This window comes from Flexistipes sp. (assembly GCF_036172515.1).
GTDB lineage: Bacteria > Chrysiogenota > Deferribacteres > Deferribacterales > Flexistipitaceae > Flexistipes.
Genome location: NZ_JAXKVW010000010.1, coordinates 22,190 through 40,847 on the forward strand (window position 1 = coordinate 22,190; position 18,658 = coordinate 40,847).

Sequence of the window (18,658 nt, forward strand, 5' to 3'; positions counted from 1 at the left end):
TTTAACGCCCCTTAATTGGTATTACAGAGCAGCATAAAAAAGGAAGACGGCTTAAGCCGCCGCCTTCCTTACTATTTCCTGTCATAAGCTCTGGACCAACCCCAGGCATTCGCTCCTGAACCTCGCTTAAACACCCTTTCTCTGAAAATATTTGCCACTTTGTCACCGTCACCAGCCAAAAGGGCCTTGGTTGCGCACATTCCGGCACAAAGGGGGACTTTACCTTCGGCTATCCTGTTCTGACCGTATAATTGCATTTCTTTGTCACTGAAGTTTTCCACAGGTCCTCCGGCGCAGAATGTGCATTTATCCATAACACCTCTTGCTCCAAAACTGTTCCCCTCAGGGAATTGAGGAGCACCAAAGGGGCAGGCAAAAAAGCAGTAACCACAACCGATACAAGTATCTTTACTCAAATTAACTATGCCGTCGTCCCTCTGATAAAGTGCGTCCACCGGACAAACAGCTATGCAAGGTGCATCAGAGCAGTGCATGCAGGCAACGGAAATACTCTTTTCCCCGGGCTCGCCTTCATTAATGGGTATAACGCGCCTTCTGTTGATACCAACAGGTACGTTATGACCTTCTTTACATGCTATCGAGCAACCGGCGCAATCTATACATCTTTCCACATCACATAAAAATCTCATACGTGCCATAATACCCTCCTAATCCTACGCTTTACTCATTTTGCAAAGACCGGTTTTGGTCTCCTGCATCTGAGTCACAATGTCATAACCGTAATTAGTCACCACATTAGCAGCCTCACCGAGAGCATACGGTTTGGTTCCCTCGGGATATTTACCTGCCCATGAATCACCCATGAAAAAGCCTCCAAAATGAAAAGGCAGAAATATAGTGTACTTATCCACTCTGGATGAAATTTTGGTTTGAACTTTAACTCTTCCGCCATTGGGTGATTCAATCCAGATCATATCTCCATCCCTGAGGCCGTAATTATTAGCGGTCTCTACATTTACTTCAGCATACATTGTCGGCTGAAGTTCAGCCAGATATTTATTGCTCCGGGTTTCAGCACCGCCGCCCATATATTCAACCATACGGCCTGTGGTAAGAATGAGAGGGAACTCTTTGTGCCAGTCGAGTTTTTGCTCACTCTTATACTTCGTAAATACACGGTAGTGATCCGGTTTGTCATCGTATGTGGGATATTTTTTAATCATTTCAGGACTCGGTGAGTGCAGCGGCTCTCTGTGAATCGGCACCGCATCGGGGAAATTCCATACATAGCACCGCGCTCTTGCATTACCAAAAGGTGCCATACCTTTATCAAGAGCATCTTTTATTGTTTTTTGGCTTAAGTCTGTTTTCCAGTTAGTACCAGCAACAACATATTCGAAATAATAATCACCACTAAAATCCGGCTCTTCAGGTGAAACTTCACCTTCTAACTTAAACTCGGCATATCCTCCGTCAGCTTCACTTCCCGGCATAGTTGTACCAGGAGCAGCAAGCTGATTCTCTTTTTTGCCGTCAGGATAGGTGTATTCTGTTCCAAACCTTGCTCTAAAAGGAAGACCGCCTTTTTTAACCGGCTTTGACATATCGTACAGTATAGGAGTTCCGGGGTGCTCCTCCGTCCAGCACGGCCAGGGAAGTCCATAGTACTCACCGTCGCACGGGCCGCCTCTTGCTTCAAGTGTTACTACGTCAAAGGTATGCCAGTTATCCGTATGTTTCTTAATCCTTTCAGGCGTCTGACCGTTGTAACCTATTGTCAATGAGCCTTTATTGAGCTCCCTTGTGGCATCTTCAGGTACCGTTTTAATGTTTTTGTAAAACTTATCTGCAAAACCGAATCTGTCCACCAGTTCAGCCAAAATTGTATAGTCATCCTTTGAGTCGTATACCGGATCTACAACTTTATAGCGCCATTGGATGCCTCTCTGGCTGCTGGTAACACTTCCACTGGTTTCAAACTGACTGGTTGTCGGAAGCAGATAAACGTTATCTTTGTCCGATGCCACGGCTGTCATTGTGGGGAAAGGGTCAATAATAACTACCATATCAAGTTTATCCAGAGCTTTCTTAAGTTTATGATACTGTGACTGAGAGTTTGACGAGCATCCCCAGAAAACAACCGCCTTCAACGGCGTATACTGGGTAATTTCATCATCCTGAATTGCTCCTTCGTACCACCTGGATAGAGTAAATCCCGGTTTACCCATATATTCATCATTGTGAAAACGGGATTTTATCCATTCATAATCCACATCCCACACTCTGCTCCAGTGCTTCCATGCACCGTCCGAAAGACCGTAATAAGCAGGAAGTGAATGGGAGAGCACACACATATCCGTGGCACCCTGAACATTGTCATGACCGCGGAAGATATTGGCACCGCCGCCTGCAACTCCCATGTTTCCAAGAACAAGCTGCAGTATACAATACGCTCTTGTATTGCTGCTTCCTATTGAATGCTGGGTACCACCCATGCACCATATGATAGTACCGGGTCTGTTTTGTGCCAGGATTTTGGCGACCCTTTTTATATCTTCTGCCGGCACCCCTGTAACTTCTGATACAACTTCAGGTGGATAGTTTTTTGCCTCCTTCTTGAGCTGCTCAAATCCGGAAACTCTTCTTCTGATAAAATCTTTATCTTCCCATCCGTTTTCAAGTATAACATTTATCAGCCCCATTACGTAAGCTGTGTCTGTTCCCGATCTTATTTGAACAAAATCAGTGGCTTTGGCAGCAGTTTTTGTAAATCTTGGATCGACAACAATTACCGGGGCATTGTTTACCTCTTTTGCATATAAGATATGCTGCATCGATATGGGGTGGGCTTCAGCTGCATTGGAGCCTATCATGAAGATGCATTTGGAATTGCGTATATCATTCATACTGTTTGTCATAGCTCCGTAACCCCAGGTATTTGCAACACCGGCAACAGTTGTGGAGTGGCAGATTCTGGCCTGATGGTCAATATTGTTTGTTCCCCAGAACGCAGCCAGTTTTCTCTGGAGATAGGCCATTTCATTTGAGACCTTGGCACTTCCGATCCACATAACGGAATCCGGACCGTTTTCTTTTCTGAGTTTCATCAGTTTTTCAGAAACTTCATCGAGAACCTGTTTCCAGGATATTTTCTGCCATTTTCCGTTAACTTTTTTCAGAGGGCGCTTAAGTCGTTTTTCACTTTTCACCATATCGATGGCGCTTGCTCCTTTGCAACAGTGTCCGCCTCTTGATATGGGGTGATCCTGCGCTATCTCCTGCCTTAGCCATACACCGTTCTGTACTTCGGCATACACGCCGCATGCCACAGCACAGTGAGTGCATACTGTCCTGATAATTTCAGATTTCGGATAAGGTGATTTTGCGTTTGCAGCGCTGGATTTTTTTACAACACTCGGCATAGTGGATAAACCGGCTAAAGCTGCCGTTGCCGTTGAAAACTTCAGGAATGTTCTCCTGTCAAAATTATAATTTATCGTTTTGGTGGAACTTCCGCTGAAATCCCCTTTTTTAAGTAATTTTTTGCTTGGCATAGAGACCTCCTTAATCCCTTAGAGATTTATAATACTTCTTAAAATGTTCCGTCTCTCTGTAGAGATTTTCATTTACAATTTCACCGTCTTTTGCCATAGCCGGCTTCACAATGGCAGCCACCCCCAGAGTAGCCCCGGTTACAGCCATCCCTTTCAAAAATTTTCTTCTGTCAAAAAACTCATTTTTCATAACAGACCTCCTGCTGATATAATCTTAAGTTAAAGACTTAATACCTTCCAAAAATTTCATATCCATTTCCAGGTAATCCCTGGAAAACAAACCGGCTGTTGCATAAAAGTAAGCCTTTTCGTTTGTTTTCAATATTTCAGCAAGCCTTTCAAAAGACGGGTATAAAAACTTCTTCAAAAAATTTTGCTGCACATCGGCACAATCACCGCTGTCTATTAAGTATAACATAAGATCGATCATAAAGAGTACCGAATCCTCTGTATCCTTATAATCCGTATCCTTAACTACTTTCAAATCTTCAAGGAAATCCCTTATTTCCACCAAAGGCTCCCCAAAGTTTTTACCCTCGAGGAGAAAAGACGCATTAAGGTTGGACAGACCTTCACCGAAGGGATTTTCGAAAAGCTCATAATACTCATTTTTTATGCTTTCTAAATCAGAATTATCCAAAGCTTCTTTCATAAACGAAACGGTTTTATCAAATTCTCTGTTAATGCTGTCCTCATTAAGATTTGCAACAAAAGCCCGCCAGGCTTTGATATCTTCTTCCTTTGGGGGTTCCCAGAAAAAACTCTTTATCAGATTATAAACCCCGTTTCTCATACTGTTCAAAGACTCTATATCCATCAACCCACCTCTAACTGTTTTTTAACCCGGCATTTGTCGCAATAATCCAACAGCTCCAGTTCATCCTCAAACCTGCCGGCAGATTTTAATTTATTTCTAACCTGCTCAAGGCTTTTTCTGTTACCGAAAACTTTGCCGCACTCAGCACAGGCAACAGGCTCATCTTTGGCAAGTATCCTCGGTTGAAAGAATTCTTCATCAAGAAGCAGCCCGGCTACCAGCTCCAATGCATTTTCGGGACAGACGTTCAGACATATCCCGCACTGGATACAGTTTGCAGCAATATGGGAAAGTGTATAGTTAGAGGAATCGGCCATAAGGGAGCCTATCTTGCAATGGTTAAGGCAGGCCAAACAAAGACTGCACTTCTTCTCGTCACAGACCACACTGCCAAATGTATTCAGTATACTTTCCTGCAGAAGTACTCTCTTGTTTTCAGATTTTTTATAAATATCCCTGAATATGGGTGTAAGAAATTTGCGCTTGTTTTTATATTCCGGAAATGTAAAGTCAGAAGTAAAAAGTTTATCCATCTCATCACTGAATTCCGGATTATGCCCTTCTGATACAAGCTTTCTGCCGGAGAAAGCATACGCTGTTAATGCATTGGTAAACTGTATATGTTTATACAAATTTGACTCTTTGAAAACATCCTGAAAAACGTGAACGTTTGTAATGCCCAGTCTTAACAGCAAAAGAAAATGAAAACTGTTCAGAATATAAACATTCGGGATTATTATCACCAAAACATTATCATCAATCTTATTGTTATAATTTTTGTAAAAGTTAACTGTATCGCTTTCCTGCACAAAAACAACGTGGGTATAATTTATTTCTTGACTTTGCAGCTTTTCGTAAATTAAATCCGCAAAACTTTCATCACTGACATCCTCCGACTGCATGGCTCCTGTGGGACAGACGGAGATACATTGACCGCAGTCTTCACATGCAAAATGATCCACTTCTATTCCGTTTGAACTTTTACGCACTGCTTTATATTCACAGGATTCTATACAGCGCTGGCAGCCCAAATCAAGCCTGCCGTTATACTGGCAAATCTCTCTGTTATGACTCACAGATTGCTCTATTTGAAATGTACCTATGTTGGCAAACAATTCTTCTTTTTCATCTATATGATAAATACCGTTAATTTCAGAATATTCGTTTATTTTTTTATTATCATCCAGAAAAAGTACCTGCGGAGCGTCAAAAATGTGATTTTCGTACCGGTAAAGATCAATGGCATTTTCCGGACAAGCATCAACACATTTGCCGCAGTAATCGCATTTGGTAAAATCAATACTGATTTCCTCATCTATTGCATCAAGCGGACAGGCAATAACACATTCGCCGCACAGTGTACATAAATCTTCGTTCAGAGGATATCTGCATTCGCATTTCACCTGAATTTCGGGGAATGAGCCTGAAAGTTCATGATTTACTGCCGAATAAAATTCACCGCCGCTTTTGGTTTTTCCGGTTACAATGGGGATAATATCAAGGACACCGCTGTAAACAGTCGTAAACTTTTCCAGCATTTCCTCATTTTCAGCCATAACGGCAACTTTAGGTGGAATCTCCAGCGTTGTCGCTTTTCTTTCAGCCGGAAAATGAATGTAATTAAAATTTTTAAACAGCGTTTTCGGAAACATCCCCACATCCCTGAAAAATTGCAGATTATACCACATTTATTTTTCGTATTATCTGTTATTAGCTGACTTACCAGTAAGTGTGATCATGATAATCCAAAAAACTTCCTTATATTTTAATTATAAGACCTTTTTTTATTTTGTCAAACGGAATATAAAGTTTTTTAGATATATTCGAAATATAAAAACAATATTTTATCAGATACTTAAAAAAATAGTTACTAATAATAACCTATAATAACAACGCATACTGCGGCCAAAGCAAAACGATGTTTCATAAAACATCGACTTTTCTCAAACCTTTTGGTTTCCATGCTGGGGATATCGTCCGCGCTCCTTTTCGCCTGCAATTCAGGATGGAAGCAAAAGAAACGGTAAAACCGCCGTATTTTTCATTTATAGCATCCATTGCTTTATATACATTTTCCATATCCCTTCCATCGAAAACAGAACACAGCTCCTGGGTATCATGTATCAAATTTGACAGAGTGACGCCTATAAGCCTGATTCCATTTTCGAGAAAATTTTCAGGAAACATTGTTGTTATATATCTGCTTACATCATAAATATGATGAGTGGCACAGGTGAAATAATTAACGGTATGTCTTTTACTGAGGGTACTCATATCGGGAAACCTTATACTGAGGGTAACCGTCTTTCCCGAAACATTATGACTTCTGGCTCTTCCGGAAACCATTTCACAAAGCTGAAGGAGATACGCATTAAACATCCTGGCATCCCTTACATCTTCGGGAAAAGTCATACTGTGACCAATCGATTTCACAGCCTCATCTTCAACGCGGATGCCCTCCCTATCATCGCCACGTGCCATCATATGGTAATAATAGCCGTTTTTGCCGAATATGTTACAAAGCTTATCTCTGCCGAGCTTCCTCATATCGGCAGTATTGAAAACACCCATATTGTAAAAACGCTCCGAAAGTTTCTTGCCGATTCCCCAGATATCTTCAAGCTTAAATGAATCCAGAAAATCAATAGTCTCACCATCACTTATCACAAGGAATCCGTCAGGCTTATTTATCCCGCTTGCCATTTTCGCCACAAGCTTACTTTTACCTGCACCGACGGAACAGGTGATACCGAAACGCTTTTTCACATAATTTTTAATATCCGAAATAACATCTGCTGCTTTTTCACCCGGAATCTGCAAAAAAGCTTCATCTACAGAATATACTTCCACTTTATCGGAGAGTGTTTTGAGAAAATCCATGATTTGGGAGGAAATATATGTGTATTTTCTGTTATTGCCCTCCACAATTGTGATAAAAGGGCACATTCGTTTTGCTTCATATTTACTCATCCCCGTTTTTACACCATATTTTCTTGCAATATAGCAGGCCGTTGTTACAACTGTTCGCTCCTTTGCCCCTATTACCGCCACAGGCTTGTCTTTCAAATGGGGTTTACTCGCTTTCTCCACCGAAGCAAAGAAAGCATCCATATCCACACAAAGAATCATAACTCCTCCCTGGCTATCAAAAACCATTTCATGGAAAGAGAATTTAAGGCTATCTCATAAGCATCAAAACCATCTGTAAATGTGTATTTATAAACAAGGTAATGCCCTTTTCTTTCAGTCCAGCTGTAAAAAATCTCTTTTACAGAGACCTTCTCTCCATTGCTCTCAATCCATACGGGCAGTGGATTTCCATATTTGAAAACCACTCCTGCCCTGCTGATTTCCACATCCGATGTAAAAATCATAATAAAAAAACTCCTCTGTAAAGTTCAACGTTCAAGGTTCAAAACGTAAGACGTAAAACGTGAGACGCACTGACTCCTCCACTCTTCCAAACTCTACCTTAACACTTAGCACCCTGTTAAATCCGGCTACGTCGGGCTGTAAAGCAGTATTCAACAGTGCCTAACATTGCGAATAATACTCGTAATTCTATTAAAAATCTTTTATAACAAATTTAAGTTTCCCTATAACTTCAAAAGAATCTACGGAAGTAACCCTGATAATTTTATATCTTTTATTAGCCGGGATAAGGAGAATGTATCCTTCTTTCCTGGCAAATGTTTTCAAAGTAACCTCATCATTTATACGAAAAGCCCCTGTTTCTCCTTCATTTATATCCGGCTGTTTTTTTATTACAGCTGTATCACCTTCAAATATCCCTTTATCTATCATACTGTCGCCCTCAACTTTGAGACAGAACAGGTTTTCCGTATTTTTAAATTTCTCAGCAAGGTCAACATAACCTTCGATATTTTCTTCAGAAAAAACGGGAGTACCGGCCTTAATTCTTCCCAGCAAAGGAACTCCCTTATGATATATAAGCTCAATCCCTCTGGCTTTGGATGAATCTTTTTTTATAACACCGGCTTCGACCAGTCTGTCCAGCATCTTCTTCACACTTGATATGGAAGCAATTCCCATACCTTTTGCAATATCTCTCACCGACGGAGGATATCCGTATTCGTCCAGAAAATTTTTTATAAACAGAAAAAATTCCTTTTGCCTGCCGGTTAATCCCATAAGCTGCCTCGTATTTTAAATGGTAACATTTGTTCTCCTGAGTATAGATATCAACCCATGCCTTTGTCAACAAAAAAAGAAGTTTACTGGCATCACCCCAAAAATCATATAAAAGTATTGTTTTACATATACTTAGCTAACATGACACTGATTTCAATGTAATTTGCACAAATGAAGCAGCCGATGTCGAATGTGTTCCTCTAGCATCGATCAAAGACCGATAAATTTGTGTATACAACATATTTACCAGTCTTTCGGCTGGTGATAGAGAAACGTACTGCCGATTAGCGGTCACACCCTGTGTTGGAATGTAAAATGGATAAATATTTGCAAATAAAAACAATTATGAGAGGAGGGGGATGTGTTCCACATATTTACCAGCCTTACGGCTGGTGCTAGTAGACGGTTAGCGGCAGTAGTTTCGAGTTTCGGCTGCGAAATGCGTGCAAATTACATTGAAAAATATTTGCACTGCTAGCATCGGTCGAAGACCGATAAATTTGTGTACACAATAAAAAATGGGGTGACTTCAGAAAAAGAAGTTTAGAGGTTGTTAGAGGTATTATGGGTATTATGGGTATTATGGGTATTATGGGTATTATGGGTATTATGGGTATTATGGGCAGTTGAGGCACCAACCGCGCACACAACTTTATCAAAATACATATAAAACTATCTTTTAAAATATCTGACTGTTTACGTTGACATCGTAGCCGTGTTGCCGCAAGGTTTCCACGACATTTCTTATATGCTCCAGCCCTTTGGTTTCCAAGCTGAATGTAACCCTGGTAAATCCCACAGGCAGAGTGTTGTCAAAACGGAAATGTTCAATATTCAGAATATTAGCCCCTGTTTCGGCGATAACCCCGGTTATGCCGGCCAGGGCACCGGGTCTGTCCCTTAAACTGATCGTAAGCTCAACAAAACGGCCTGTACTTATGAGCCCCTTATTGATAATCCTCGTTATGAGATTAACATCAATATTTCCTCCAGAAATTACAAGCACAGTCCGCAAATCTTTCACATCAACCAGCGAAGCATAAACTGCCGCCAGAGGAACAGCACCGGCTCCCTCCACAACGAGTTTGGATAGTTCTATAAAATCAAGAACAGCTCTGGCAATATCATTTTCCGAAACAGTCACCATTTCATCCACAACATTTTTACATATTTCAGATGTCCGTTTTCCCGGTTTTTTAACAGCAATCCCTTCAGCCAGAGTAGGAGCTGCCATATTGTCTGAAAAACTGCGGCCCTGCAAGAACCTGGTCATACCGCAGACATTCTCGGCCTGTACACCGATAATCTTTGCGGAAGGGCTGATTTCCTTTACAAATGAACCTATACCGGCAATCAAACCTCCGCCTCCCACAGGAACAATAATCTGATCTATCTTTTTGTTTTCACTGAAAATCTCTTCTCCTATGGTCCCCTGACCGCAAATAACATCATTGTTGTCAAATGGATGTATAAAAAAAAGTTTCTCATCTTCCGCAATTTCAGAAGCCTTTTTATATGCTTCATCATAGTTTTCCCCGTATAAAATAACTTCGGCTCCGTAAAATTCTGTACTTTTTATCTTAACAAGCGGGGTATCCACAGGCATAACGATTTTTGCAGAAATATCCAATAGTTGTGCACCGTAAGCCACCCCCTGAGCATGGTTGCCGGCAGAAGCTGCAATAACACCGGAAGAACATTTATCCTTATTCTTTAAAAGGGAATTTAAAGCTCCTCTGATTTTGAACGATCCCGTTTTTTGAAGATTTTCAAGTTTTAAAAAAATATCTCCTTCGTACAGCTCTGAAATTCTGTTGGAGTAATACAGCGGTATATGTTTTATATATTTACCTATTCTTGTGCTCGCATTTTTTATCTCTTCAAACATGACACCCACCTTTATTTTTTCTTCTGCTCGCCGAAAAGTTTTTTAATTCCGTCGCTCCGGCCGAAAACAACAAGCTGATCACCGCTTTCCAAAACCCTGTCCGCCAAAGGATTAGCGATAAGCTCATCGCCTTTCTTAACTGCCAGCACCAATATATCAAATTTTCTGATAAGCTGTAAATCCTCAAATGTTTTACCCACAAAAGAGGGCAGATTTTTCAGTGACAGTGTCTGAATCTCATATTCAGGAATGTTGTTTAAAAGATCGTGAAATGTATCCGTTTCTGAGTAATCCCCAAAAGCCTGATAAGAATTTTTCCGCAGAAGTTTCTCAAATTTGTCAATATCATCACCGGAAATAAGATACTTGTTCAATACAATATTGAAAATCCTTATCGATGCCTCATACTCTTCAGCTACAACATAGTCTGCACCTAAGCTGCGCAGCCCGTTAACTTCCTGATAAAATCTGGTTCTGGCAATGATATCAATGGAAGGAGCAATCTCCCTGATTTTATAGACAGTTCGTCTTGTGGCAACCGGGTCGGAAATTGCAAGGGAAACAAGTTTAGCTTCCTCTATATTCGCCTCTTTTAAAACGTGTTCCTGGGAAGCATCACCAAAAAATATATTTTCCTCCTTTATGGAATAGTATCTTACAGTTTTAGGGTTAAACTCAATTATTACATAAGGAATGTTGAACGTTTTGCAGCTTTTGACCAAATTTTTACCACTTATGCCATACCCTATTATTATGACATGATTTTTCAGATTGCTGGCAGGTTTTCTCTCACCCTTCTCAAGTGCATCAAATGAGATAAACCTGTCCAGCCAGCCGACAACAGCATGCATCTCCTTTATCAAAAGAATACTCAGCATCATTGTAATTATTGTGCTTGAAATCAGATACTGGAATATGGCATCACTCAGAATTCCGTTTTCATAAGCAAATCTGGTAAGCAGAAAGGAAAATTCACCGATCTGTGACAATGAAATACCGGCAAGAAATGCAGCCTTAAGAGGAATCTTGATAATACGCATTCCTAAAATCACAATTATACATTTAAAAAACATTATCAGAAGGGCTAATAAAATAATAACAAACGGTCTTTGTAAAAAGAAATTAATGTTAAGCAGCATTCCGATTGAAATAAAGAAAAAACTGACAAAAACCTCTTTAAAAGGCATGATATTTTCAAAAACATGATGCGAATACTCGGATTCTGAAATTATAATTCCAGCCAAAAAAGCTCCAAACGCAAGTGAAAGACCCGCTTTATTGGCAATGAATGCAATGATAAAGCATATGGAAAGACTGAATATCAAAAAAAGCTCGTTATTCTGCAATTTCAGAACTTCATATATAAGTTTAGGAACAATCTTCCGGGCAACAAGAAAAAAGCCCAAAATTATCAAAGCACTTTTTAAAAGAGCATATGTAATACCTGCAAAATCAGCCTGTGCTCCGGCACTAAGATACGGGATAAGCAGCAGCATTATTACCACTGTAATATCCTGAAATATCAATATCCCGACACTTATATTTCCGTGGGGAGTCTGTGTTTCCCCCTGCTCCTGAAAAATTTTCAAGACAATGGCAGTACTGCTAAGCGAAATGATAAAGCTTATAACAAGAGAGAGTTTTGCAGGAAAATCCAAAATAAAATGAGCGGCTGCAAAAGTAAGTATAATCGTCCCGAAAACCTGGAGCGAACCTCCATAAAAGAATATATCTTTTATTTTATTCAGTCTTTTGAGGGAAAATTCCAACCCTATGGTAAAGAGAAGAAGAATAATACCAATTTCGGAAATCAGATTAACCTGTTCAACTTCACTGACAAGTTTGAATCCGTAAGGGCCGGCCAGCAAACCAGTGATTATAAATCCAAGAATGGAAGGCAGTTTCATCTTGTTAAAAAGAAATATAACAAATGATGAAAGTATAAAAACAATCGTTATTTCCTGCAAAAAGGAAAAATGCTCCATTGGGTCAAAAACTCTCCTGATATTTTTGTTTGAAAAATTAGTATAACATAAAAAAATATTTTTGCATTATGCTTATTTTTGTGCAAACTTAATAAATACTTTAATATTAACAAATGCAACCCATAACTGGCAAAAAGGATGAAAAATGGATTTTCTGTGTATTGACATCGGAGGAACCACAATAAAATACGGAGTAATCTCCAAAGATATGTTACTGAAGGAACTTTACACCGTTCGGACCCCTAAAAACTATAAAGACTTTCTTGAGGAAATCAAAAACATCTCAAGCGGCTTTTCTTACACAAAAGCCGTTGGAGTGGGGTATCCCGGAGCTTACGATTTTATGAATGATTTAATGCTTTATGCACCGAATCTTGATTTTTTAAATGGCAGAAAGCTCCATGCAGAAATTGCCAAATTTATTGATAACCCCGTTTTTATAGAAAATGATGCAAACCTTGCCGCCTTAGGAGAATACACCATCATTGAACAAGGAGCCGTTGACAATATGCTGTTTATAACACTTGGAACAGGAGTGGGCGGCGGTGCTATAGTTAACAGACAGCTTTTTACTGGCAGCATTACAGCTTTTGAGGCCGGTCATACAACAATTGATTACAGCGGAAGGCAATGCAACTGCGGCAGATTGGGCTGCCTTGAAACTTACTGCTGCGAAAACGGAATTCTAACAACTTTTGAAGAGATATCCCAAAACCGAAAATCCGATATAAGTAAATTGACTCAATTGGCTGAATGTGGAGATATGTCTGCCGTAAAAACGTTTGATTTGTTTTCAAAGCACTTGGCTGCCGGTATAGCCGATTGTATAAATCTCCTGGCACCGGAAAAGGTAAAAATAGGCGGAGGCCTGTCACATCTGCATAGATTTTTTCTTGATATTACAGAACAGAATCTGAAAGAGCTTGTTTATCCGGCATACAGAAATAAGTTCAAGCTGCTCCCGGCTGAGCTGGACAACAAAGCCGGTGTATATGGAGCAGCTGCTTTGTGTAGACAAAGATACCGTGATGGGCAAAAGCCGTGATGGGTTATGGGTGATGGGTTATAGGTTCGAGGTTCAGCGCTCAATGTTGAATAATCAATTTACCAATAGACAAATTAATAAATATACCAAAAATAAATCCGGGCTGATTACAGCGGCTGGAGAAAATTGAGGTATACTTTTCTCGTTCTGGGACCGTCAAATTCACAAAAATAAATTCCCTGCCAGGTGCCTGTCATCAGTTTACCGTTTTGCACCGGAATTAATTCGCTGCACCCTATTAGAGATGACATAAGGTGTGCATCCGAATTGCCTTCCATATGAGCAAACGGATAACTTTTGGGAATAAGTTTAGTTAAAAAACCCACAATATCCCTGCTGACATCCGGATCGGCATTTTCATTAATTGTTATTCCGGCTGTTGTATGAGGTGTATATACAAAAACAGCACCTTCAAGAAACCCAGCTTTATCAACAATCGACGTAACTTTGGAAGTTATATCGATCAGCTGCTTGTTTTCAGTAGAGTTTATTTTAAATATTTCCATTATATCTCCACAATCTTGGCCTCAATCATACCTTCTATCTGCTTTATCTCTTCAAGAATTTTTTTGTTTATTTTATTATCAACAGAAACAAAAGCCATAGCCTGACCTTCATTCTGCCGGGACAGATCAAAGCCGCCAATGTTAATCCCGTGATTCCCGAGGATAGTACCCACCTTGCCGATTACACCGGGTTTGTCATAATTTCTGAAATAAAGATAGATGCCGAACGGCTCCATATCGATATGAAAATCGTCGATAAATACAACACGCCCTTCATTATTAGTAAATACCGTTCCCCCCAGTACTTTAGTTTCTTTATCCGTCTTAACCTCAAGTACTATCAGATCGCTGTAATGCTCATAATACTCATATTTGGATTCAGAAACGTGTATATCTCTGTCTTTGGCAAAATAGGGGGCATTAATATAGGAAATGCTTTCCATGAGACTTACCTGCAAAAACCCTTTCAATGCTGCAACCGTATACGGCTGATAACTAAAAGGGGTATCAAAAGTTTTTTCACAAACATCCTCTTCAAAATTTTTGCCCACAAGTTTGACATTGATAGCCTCTGCCCGTCCTTTGGTAATCTGGGCTGCAAGTCTGCCCATTTTTTCCATGGTGTTGAAATATAACTGAAGTTCTTCAGGCAGCTGGGATTTCATAAAAGGAATGTTGACTGCATTAATATACGACTTGCCCTTCAATGCGTTGATAACCTGCTCAGCAATGATTACTGCCACACCCTTTTGCCCTTCCGAGGTGTTTGCACCTATATGGGGTGTCACAAACACATTATCCAGCTCAAGAAGTTTGTTTTCAGTTGCCGGTTCTTTTTCAAAAACATCTATTCCCACACTGAATATTTTGCCGTTTTTAGCGTTTTCATAAAGTGCACTTTCATTTACAATTCCACCTCTGGCGCAATTTATTATTATAACATTATCCTTCATTAAGGAAAAATGTTCTGCTCTGATCATATCATGCGTTTCTTTCGTGAGAGGGGTATGAAAGGTAAGTACATCCGAATCAGCCAGCAACTTTTCCATATCATCATATAATTTAACGTTCAAAGAATCGGCTTTTTCCTTTTTTATATAGGGATCGTAAGCTATTACTTTCATACCGAAGCTCTTTGCCCTTACCGCAACATTGCTTCCTATTCTTCCCAGACCGACAATTCCAAGGGTTTTGTTATACAACTGTATCCCCATGAATTTTTTACGGTTCCACTCTCCGTTTTTCAGTGAAAAGTTTGCAGCCGGTATTCTCCTCGCTGCAGCCAACATCATACCCATTGTAAGCTCTGTCGCAGCAAGTGTATTGCCGGTGGGAGCGTTCATAACGATGATTCCTTTTTTGCTCGCTGCTTCTATATCAACATTATCCAGCCCTACACCAGCGCGCCCTATAACTTTCAGTTTACCGGGGTTCTCAATCAAATCTTCGGTTACTGTGGTTCCGCTTCTGGTAATTATAGCATCATAGTTACCTATGATGGGTTTTAGCTCTTTGTTGGAAATGCCTGCTTTCAGTTCATATTCAACATCAGGGTCATCTCCAAGAATATTCATCCCTTCTTCGGCTATATGATCCGTAATAAGAATTTTATATTTAGGCATAGCAACTCCTTGGTAAAAATTTAAATTTGCTGTTTATCACAAAATCTGAAAAAACAGTAGTAACAATAACAAAATATTTACAAATAATCAATTAAAAGACCGATTTAATATTAAATTCAGAATAGAATAGAATAGAATAGAACAGACCAGTCAAAATTCCCAATTAAAGGTTGACGAAAAATCAAAGATACTATAATCAAAAACTGCCGTTTTCTTAATTCGGTAAATATCAAAAGAAGTTAGCGCTTTTATTTATTAAACAAAGGAGGTATCCATGCAAAGAGAAAACTGGGGCAGCAGAGTTGGATTCATACTGGCTGCTGTCGGCTCCGCAATAGGGCTGGGAAATATCTGGAGATTTCCCTATATGGCGTATGATAACGGCGGCGGTGCTTTCTTAATCCCTTATTTTTTTGCACTTGTAACCGCAGGTATTCCAATACTGATAATGGAATTTTCCATGGGTCACAAGATGAAAGGCGGAGCACCGTTAACAATGGCAAAATTAAACAGGAAATGGGAATGGCTGGGTTGGTGGCAAATACTTATCAGTTTTATAATAACAGTATACTATGTTGTTGTTATATCCTGGGCCATTAATTATGTTGGCTTCTCAATGACGCTGGCATGGGGTAATGAAACCATAAGTTTCTTCACCGGCGATTATCTCGGGCTTACAGGCGGGCCTTTTGAGTTTGGCGGTTTTCAGCTTACAATTCTGATCACTACAATTTCAGCCTGGATCATTAATTTTATCGTTATTTATTCAGGTGTTAGATCCGGCATAGAAAGGGCAAATAAAATTTTTATACCTGTCTTAATTGTTATACTTTTGATAATCCTTTTAAGAGGTATAACATTACCGGGCGCAGCAGAGGGTTTAAACATGCTTTTCCAGCCTGATTTCAGCAAAATTGCTGATGGTAAGGTTTGGGTAGCAGCATACGGACAGATATTTTTCAGCCTGAGCATTGCTTTTGCAATAATGATTACTTATTCCAGTTATCTGCCCAAAAAATCAGATATTGTAAACAATGCTTTTATTACCGGTTTTATCAATTGCGGTTTCAGTGTTCTGGCTGGAATAGCAATATTCAGTATTTTGGGTTTCATAATGCATCAGTCCGGCGGAGAATTACCTGCCAAACTGAGTGGAGTGTTTCTTGCATTTGCCACAATTCCCGAGGCAATAAACGAACTGCCCGCTTTCCAGAAAACTATAGGGGTGCTGTTCTTTATATCACTTACTTTTGCAGGACTCTCTTCTTTTATTTCAATAAACGAAGCGGCAATAGCCGGTATAACGGAAAAACTTTACAAACCGAGAAAAAAAGTGGCTGCATGGTATACACTGATTGCCATGATTATCAGCCTTATCTTTACAACGGGTTCAGGGCTCTACATCCTGGACATTGTGGATCATTTTATTAACAGCTTCGGGGTTGCAATGTCGGGGCTTGTTGAAGTAATTCTGATCGGATGGTTTTTTAAAACAAAAATTTTAAAAGACCATTTTCAGCCCATTTCAGATTTCAAAGTTGGAATATGGTGGGATATAGCCATTAAAGTAATAACACCGGCTGCTCTGGGAATCACGGCAATTATGAATTTTGCAAATGAATTCAGCAAGCCTTATGGCGGATACGATAAAACAGCTCTGATTTTATTCGGCTGGAGTATAGTTGTTGGAATCATTTTTCTCGGCATATATATTTCAACAAGAAAATGGAAAAATGTTCATATTTTTGACTATTATGACAACGATGATAACGGTGAGGAGGTCTAAATGACAACAGGTGCCGTATTGATGATGATATTTGGATTACTGCTGACATGGGGCGGTGCAGCTGTCTGCATTTTTATAGCTCTTAAAAAAAGAGGTCTATGATTTTTTCAGCGGGGGTATAGTCTGCCTCCGCTGTTTTTTGTTTACTATTCAGCTGTTATATATTAATAAAACTGATGAACATAAAACAGATTGGCATAATAATTTATGTTACGGTTTTGGCTTTTTCCGTTCTTTATTCACCTCAGCCCATACTTCCTACACTGATAAGAGAATTTCACATAACTTCTTCACAAGCAGCACTGTTAACATCTGTTACAATGATTCCGCTAAGCTTCTCACCGATTTTTTTCGGATTCATACTGGAATCCTTTACAGCCAAAAAACTACTTAGACTCGCCCTTTTAGGCCTGACAGTCACGGAACTCGGAATTTATATGGTGTCAAGTTTTAAAATTTTTCTTCTCCTCAGGTTTCTTCAGGGGTTCATGCTTCCTGCCATTCTCACTTCAATAATGACTTATATCTCAGTGGGTTCTGAAAAAGGACTTATCCAAAAAATCATGTCAATTTATATAGCATCAACCATTCTGGGCGGATTTTTGGGCAGATTTGTTTCCGGTGGAATTTCCCACTATTTTGGATGGAGATACAGCTTTCTCGTTCTTTTTATAAGTCTTGTAATAAGTCTTGTTTTGACATTCTTTTTAGAATCCGACTCTAAACTGAAAAAGTCAAAGTTTATATTTTCAGATGCACTTAAGCTTATAAAAACGCCTCCCTATGTTAACATGTATATTACAATATTCTGCACTTTTTTCACTTTTGCATCTATGCTCAATTTTCTACCGTTCAGACTTACAGAAATTTCTTCAGCAATAGATGAGTTTCAGATAGGTATGATTTACTCAGGATATATTATGGGAATACTCGTTTCATTAACTTCCCCAAAAATAATAAAACTTCTGGGCTCGGAAAAGAGAGCCATACTTACAGGTTTGGCAGTCTTCCTCTTTTCGATTCCGCTTTTTTCCCTGTATTCAATAAAACTGCTTTTTTTCTCCATGTTTATATTCTGTGCCGGGATGTTCACTGTGCATTCTGTCGAATCAGGCTATTTGAACAAAATTGCCCGCAACAATAAGGGAGTGGTAAACGGTGTCTACGTCTCAGCATACTACACCGGAGGAGTACTCGGAACTTATTTCCCCGGGTTTATTTACAAAGCTTTCGGATGGAATTTTTTCCTGGCGGCTTTATCTTTTGTTATAATCTCCGGAATTCTCTCCATTTTACTAATAAATTCAAGCAGCCTTTAGTTTTCGATATTTAAAGGCGGTAT

The 18,658-nt window shown here is 39.6% G+C and carries 16 protein-coding genes; 4 read left to right on the forward strand and 12 right to left on the reverse strand.

What is annotated here, in order from left to right; genetic code table 11:
* Positions 1 to 71 precede the first annotated feature (71 nt).
* From fdh3B to UMU13_RS07885, 10 genes are all read right to left on the reverse strand, one after another.
* Positions 72 to 659 carry a formate dehydrogenase FDH3 subunit beta gene (fdh3B, locus tag UMU13_RS07840; protein ID WP_328218277.1) on the reverse strand — a complete coding sequence of 196 codons (588 nt, stop codon included), beginning with the start codon at positions 657 to 659 and terminating at the stop codon, positions 72 to 74.
* Between the two features lie 15 nt (positions 660 to 674).
* Positions 675 to 3,515: a molybdopterin-dependent oxidoreductase gene (locus UMU13_RS07845; protein ID WP_328218278.1), complete on the reverse strand. Its 2,841-nt coding sequence runs from the start codon at positions 3,513 to 3,515 to the stop codon at positions 675 to 677.
* A 10-nt stretch (positions 3,516 to 3,525) separates the two neighbouring features.
* The gene (locus UMU13_RS07850) at positions 3,526 to 3,705 is read right to left on the reverse strand and encodes a twin-arginine translocation signal domain-containing protein (RefSeq protein WP_273265069.1); all 180 of its coding nucleotides are present in this window, start codon (positions 3,703 to 3,705) and stop codon (positions 3,526 to 3,528) included.
* Positions 3,706 to 3,729: 24 nt separating this feature from the next.
* Entirely contained in the window at positions 3,730 to 4,332 is a 603-nt protein-coding gene (locus UMU13_RS07855) for a TorD/DmsD family molecular chaperone (RefSeq protein WP_328218279.1), read from the reverse strand.
* The gene (locus UMU13_RS07860) at positions 4,332 to 6,020 is read right to left on the reverse strand and encodes a 4Fe-4S binding protein (RefSeq protein WP_328218280.1); all 1,689 of its coding nucleotides are present in this window, start codon (positions 6,018 to 6,020) and stop codon (positions 4,332 to 4,334) included. The genes UMU13_RS07855 and UMU13_RS07860 overlap by 1 nt, the downstream gene beginning before the upstream one ends.
* Before the next feature lie 235 nt (positions 6,021 to 6,255).
* Complete coding sequence (gene dinB, locus UMU13_RS07865) at positions 6,256 to 7,461, reverse strand: DNA polymerase IV (RefSeq protein ID WP_328218281.1); 1,206 nt, start codon at positions 7,459 to 7,461, stop codon at positions 6,256 to 6,258.
* Positions 7,458 to 7,706 carry a hypothetical protein gene (locus tag UMU13_RS07870; protein ID WP_328218282.1) on the reverse strand — a complete coding sequence of 83 codons (249 nt, stop codon included), beginning with the start codon at positions 7,704 to 7,706 and terminating at the stop codon, positions 7,458 to 7,460. The genes dinB and UMU13_RS07870 overlap by 4 nt, the downstream gene beginning before the upstream one ends.
* Before the next feature lie 190 nt (positions 7,707 to 7,896).
* Positions 7,897 to 8,484 (reverse strand): transcriptional repressor LexA, encoded by a 588-nt coding sequence (gene lexA / locus UMU13_RS07875; RefSeq protein WP_328218283.1) that lies wholly within the window; start codon positions 8,482 to 8,484, stop codon positions 7,897 to 7,899.
* 679 nt (positions 8,485 to 9,163) lie between these two features.
* The gene (gene ilvA, locus UMU13_RS07880; protein ID WP_328218285.1) at positions 9,164 to 10,372 is read right to left on the reverse strand and encodes a threonine ammonia-lyase; all 1,209 of its coding nucleotides are present in this window, start codon (positions 10,370 to 10,372) and stop codon (positions 9,164 to 9,166) included.
* 11 nt (positions 10,373 to 10,383) lie between these two features.
* Positions 10,384 to 12,357, reverse strand: a complete 1,974-nt coding sequence (locus UMU13_RS07885) for a cation:proton antiporter domain-containing protein (protein ID WP_328218287.1) — start codon at positions 12,355 to 12,357, stop codon at positions 10,384 to 10,386.
* Between the two features lie 145 nt (positions 12,358 to 12,502).
* Here UMU13_RS07885 and UMU13_RS07890 point away from each other — a divergent pair, with 145 nt between their 5' ends.
* Positions 12,503 to 13,402, forward strand: coding sequence for an ROK family protein (locus UMU13_RS07890; RefSeq protein WP_328218288.1), 900 nt, complete (start codon positions 12,503 to 12,505; stop codon positions 13,400 to 13,402).
* 107 nt (positions 13,403 to 13,509) lie between these two features.
* On the opposite strand, the gene UMU13_RS07895 is transcribed toward UMU13_RS07890, so the two are convergent.
* Together UMU13_RS07895 and serA are read right to left on the reverse strand one after the other, a co-directional pair.
* Positions 13,510 to 13,908 (reverse strand): secondary thiamine-phosphate synthase enzyme YjbQ, encoded by a 399-nt coding sequence (locus UMU13_RS07895; protein ID WP_328218289.1) that lies wholly within the window; start codon positions 13,906 to 13,908, stop codon positions 13,510 to 13,512.
* Positions 13,908 to 15,530 (reverse strand): phosphoglycerate dehydrogenase, encoded by a 1,623-nt coding sequence (serA, locus tag UMU13_RS07900; RefSeq protein WP_328218290.1) that lies wholly within the window; start codon positions 15,528 to 15,530, stop codon positions 13,908 to 13,910. Before serA ends, UMU13_RS07895 begins: the two co-directional genes overlap by 1 nt.
* 274 nt (positions 15,531 to 15,804) lie before the next feature.
* Between serA and UMU13_RS07905 the strand changes: the two genes are divergently transcribed.
* The 3 genes from UMU13_RS07905 to UMU13_RS07915 all read left to right on the forward strand — a co-directional run bounded on the left by UMU13_RS07905 (position 15,805) and on the right by UMU13_RS07915 (position 18,635).
* The gene (locus UMU13_RS07905) at positions 15,805 to 17,316 is read left to right on the forward strand and encodes a sodium-dependent transporter (protein ID WP_328218292.1); all 1,512 of its coding nucleotides are present in this window, start codon (positions 15,805 to 15,807) and stop codon (positions 17,314 to 17,316) included.
* Positions 17,317 to 17,418 (forward strand): MetS family NSS transporter small subunit, encoded by a 102-nt coding sequence (locus UMU13_RS07910; protein WP_013886206.1) that lies wholly within the window; start codon positions 17,317 to 17,319, stop codon positions 17,416 to 17,418. It begins immediately after the preceding gene.
* 74 nt (positions 17,419 to 17,492) lie between these two features.
* The gene (locus UMU13_RS07915) at positions 17,493 to 18,635 is read left to right on the forward strand and encodes an MFS transporter (RefSeq protein ID WP_328218293.1); all 1,143 of its coding nucleotides are present in this window, start codon (positions 17,493 to 17,495) and stop codon (positions 18,633 to 18,635) included.
* The last annotated feature ends 23 nt before the right edge of the window (positions 18,636 to 18,658 follow it).

Coding starts and splice junctions, on each gene's coding strand:
- fdh3B (WP_328218277.1), bottom strand. CDS start 659: ATGGCACGTATGAGATTTTTATGTGATGTGGAAAGATGTATAGATTGC.
- UMU13_RS07845 (WP_328218278.1), bottom strand. CDS start 3,515: ATGCCAAGCAAAAAATTACTTAAAAAAGGGGATTTCAGCGGAAGTTCC.
- UMU13_RS07850 (WP_273265069.1), bottom strand. CDS start 3,705: ATGAAAAATGAGTTTTTTGACAGAAGAAAATTTTTGAAAGGGATGGCT.
- UMU13_RS07855 (WP_328218279.1), bottom strand. CDS start 4,332: ATGGATATAGAGTCTTTGAACAGTATGAGAAACGGGGTTTATAATCTG.
- UMU13_RS07860 (WP_328218280.1), bottom strand. CDS start 6,020: ATGTGGTATAATCTGCAATTTTTCAGGGATGTGGGGATGTTTCCGAAA.
- dinB (WP_328218281.1), bottom strand. CDS start 7,461: ATGATTCTTTGTGTGGATATGGATGCTTTCTTTGCTTCGGTGGAGAAA.
- UMU13_RS07870 (WP_328218282.1), bottom strand. CDS start 7,706: ATGATTTTTACATCGGATGTGGAAATCAGCAGGGCAGGAGTGGTTTTC.
- lexA (WP_328218283.1), bottom strand. CDS start 8,484: ATGGGATTAACCGGCAGGCAAAAGGAATTTTTTCTGTTTATAAAAAAT.
- ilvA (WP_328218285.1), bottom strand. CDS start 10,372: ATGTTTGAAGAGATAAAAAATGCGAGCACAAGAATAGGTAAATATATA.
- UMU13_RS07885 (WP_328218287.1), bottom strand. CDS start 12,357: ATGGAGCATTTTTCCTTTTTGCAGGAAATAACGATTGTTTTTATACTT.
- UMU13_RS07890 (WP_328218288.1), top strand. CDS start 12,503: ATGGATTTTCTGTGTATTGACATCGGAGGAACCACAATAAAATACGGA.
- UMU13_RS07895 (WP_328218289.1), bottom strand. CDS start 13,908: ATGGAAATATTTAAAATAAACTCTACTGAAAACAAGCAGCTGATCGAT.
- serA (WP_328218290.1), bottom strand. CDS start 15,530: ATGCCTAAATATAAAATTCTTATTACGGATCATATAGCCGAAGAAGGG.
- UMU13_RS07905 (WP_328218292.1), top strand. CDS start 15,805: ATGCAAAGAGAAAACTGGGGCAGCAGAGTTGGATTCATACTGGCTGCT.
- UMU13_RS07910 (WP_013886206.1), top strand. CDS start 17,317: ATGACAACAGGTGCCGTATTGATGATGATATTTGGATTACTGCTGACA.
- UMU13_RS07915 (WP_328218293.1), top strand. CDS start 17,493: ATGAACATAAAACAGATTGGCATAATAATTTATGTTACGGTTTTGGCT.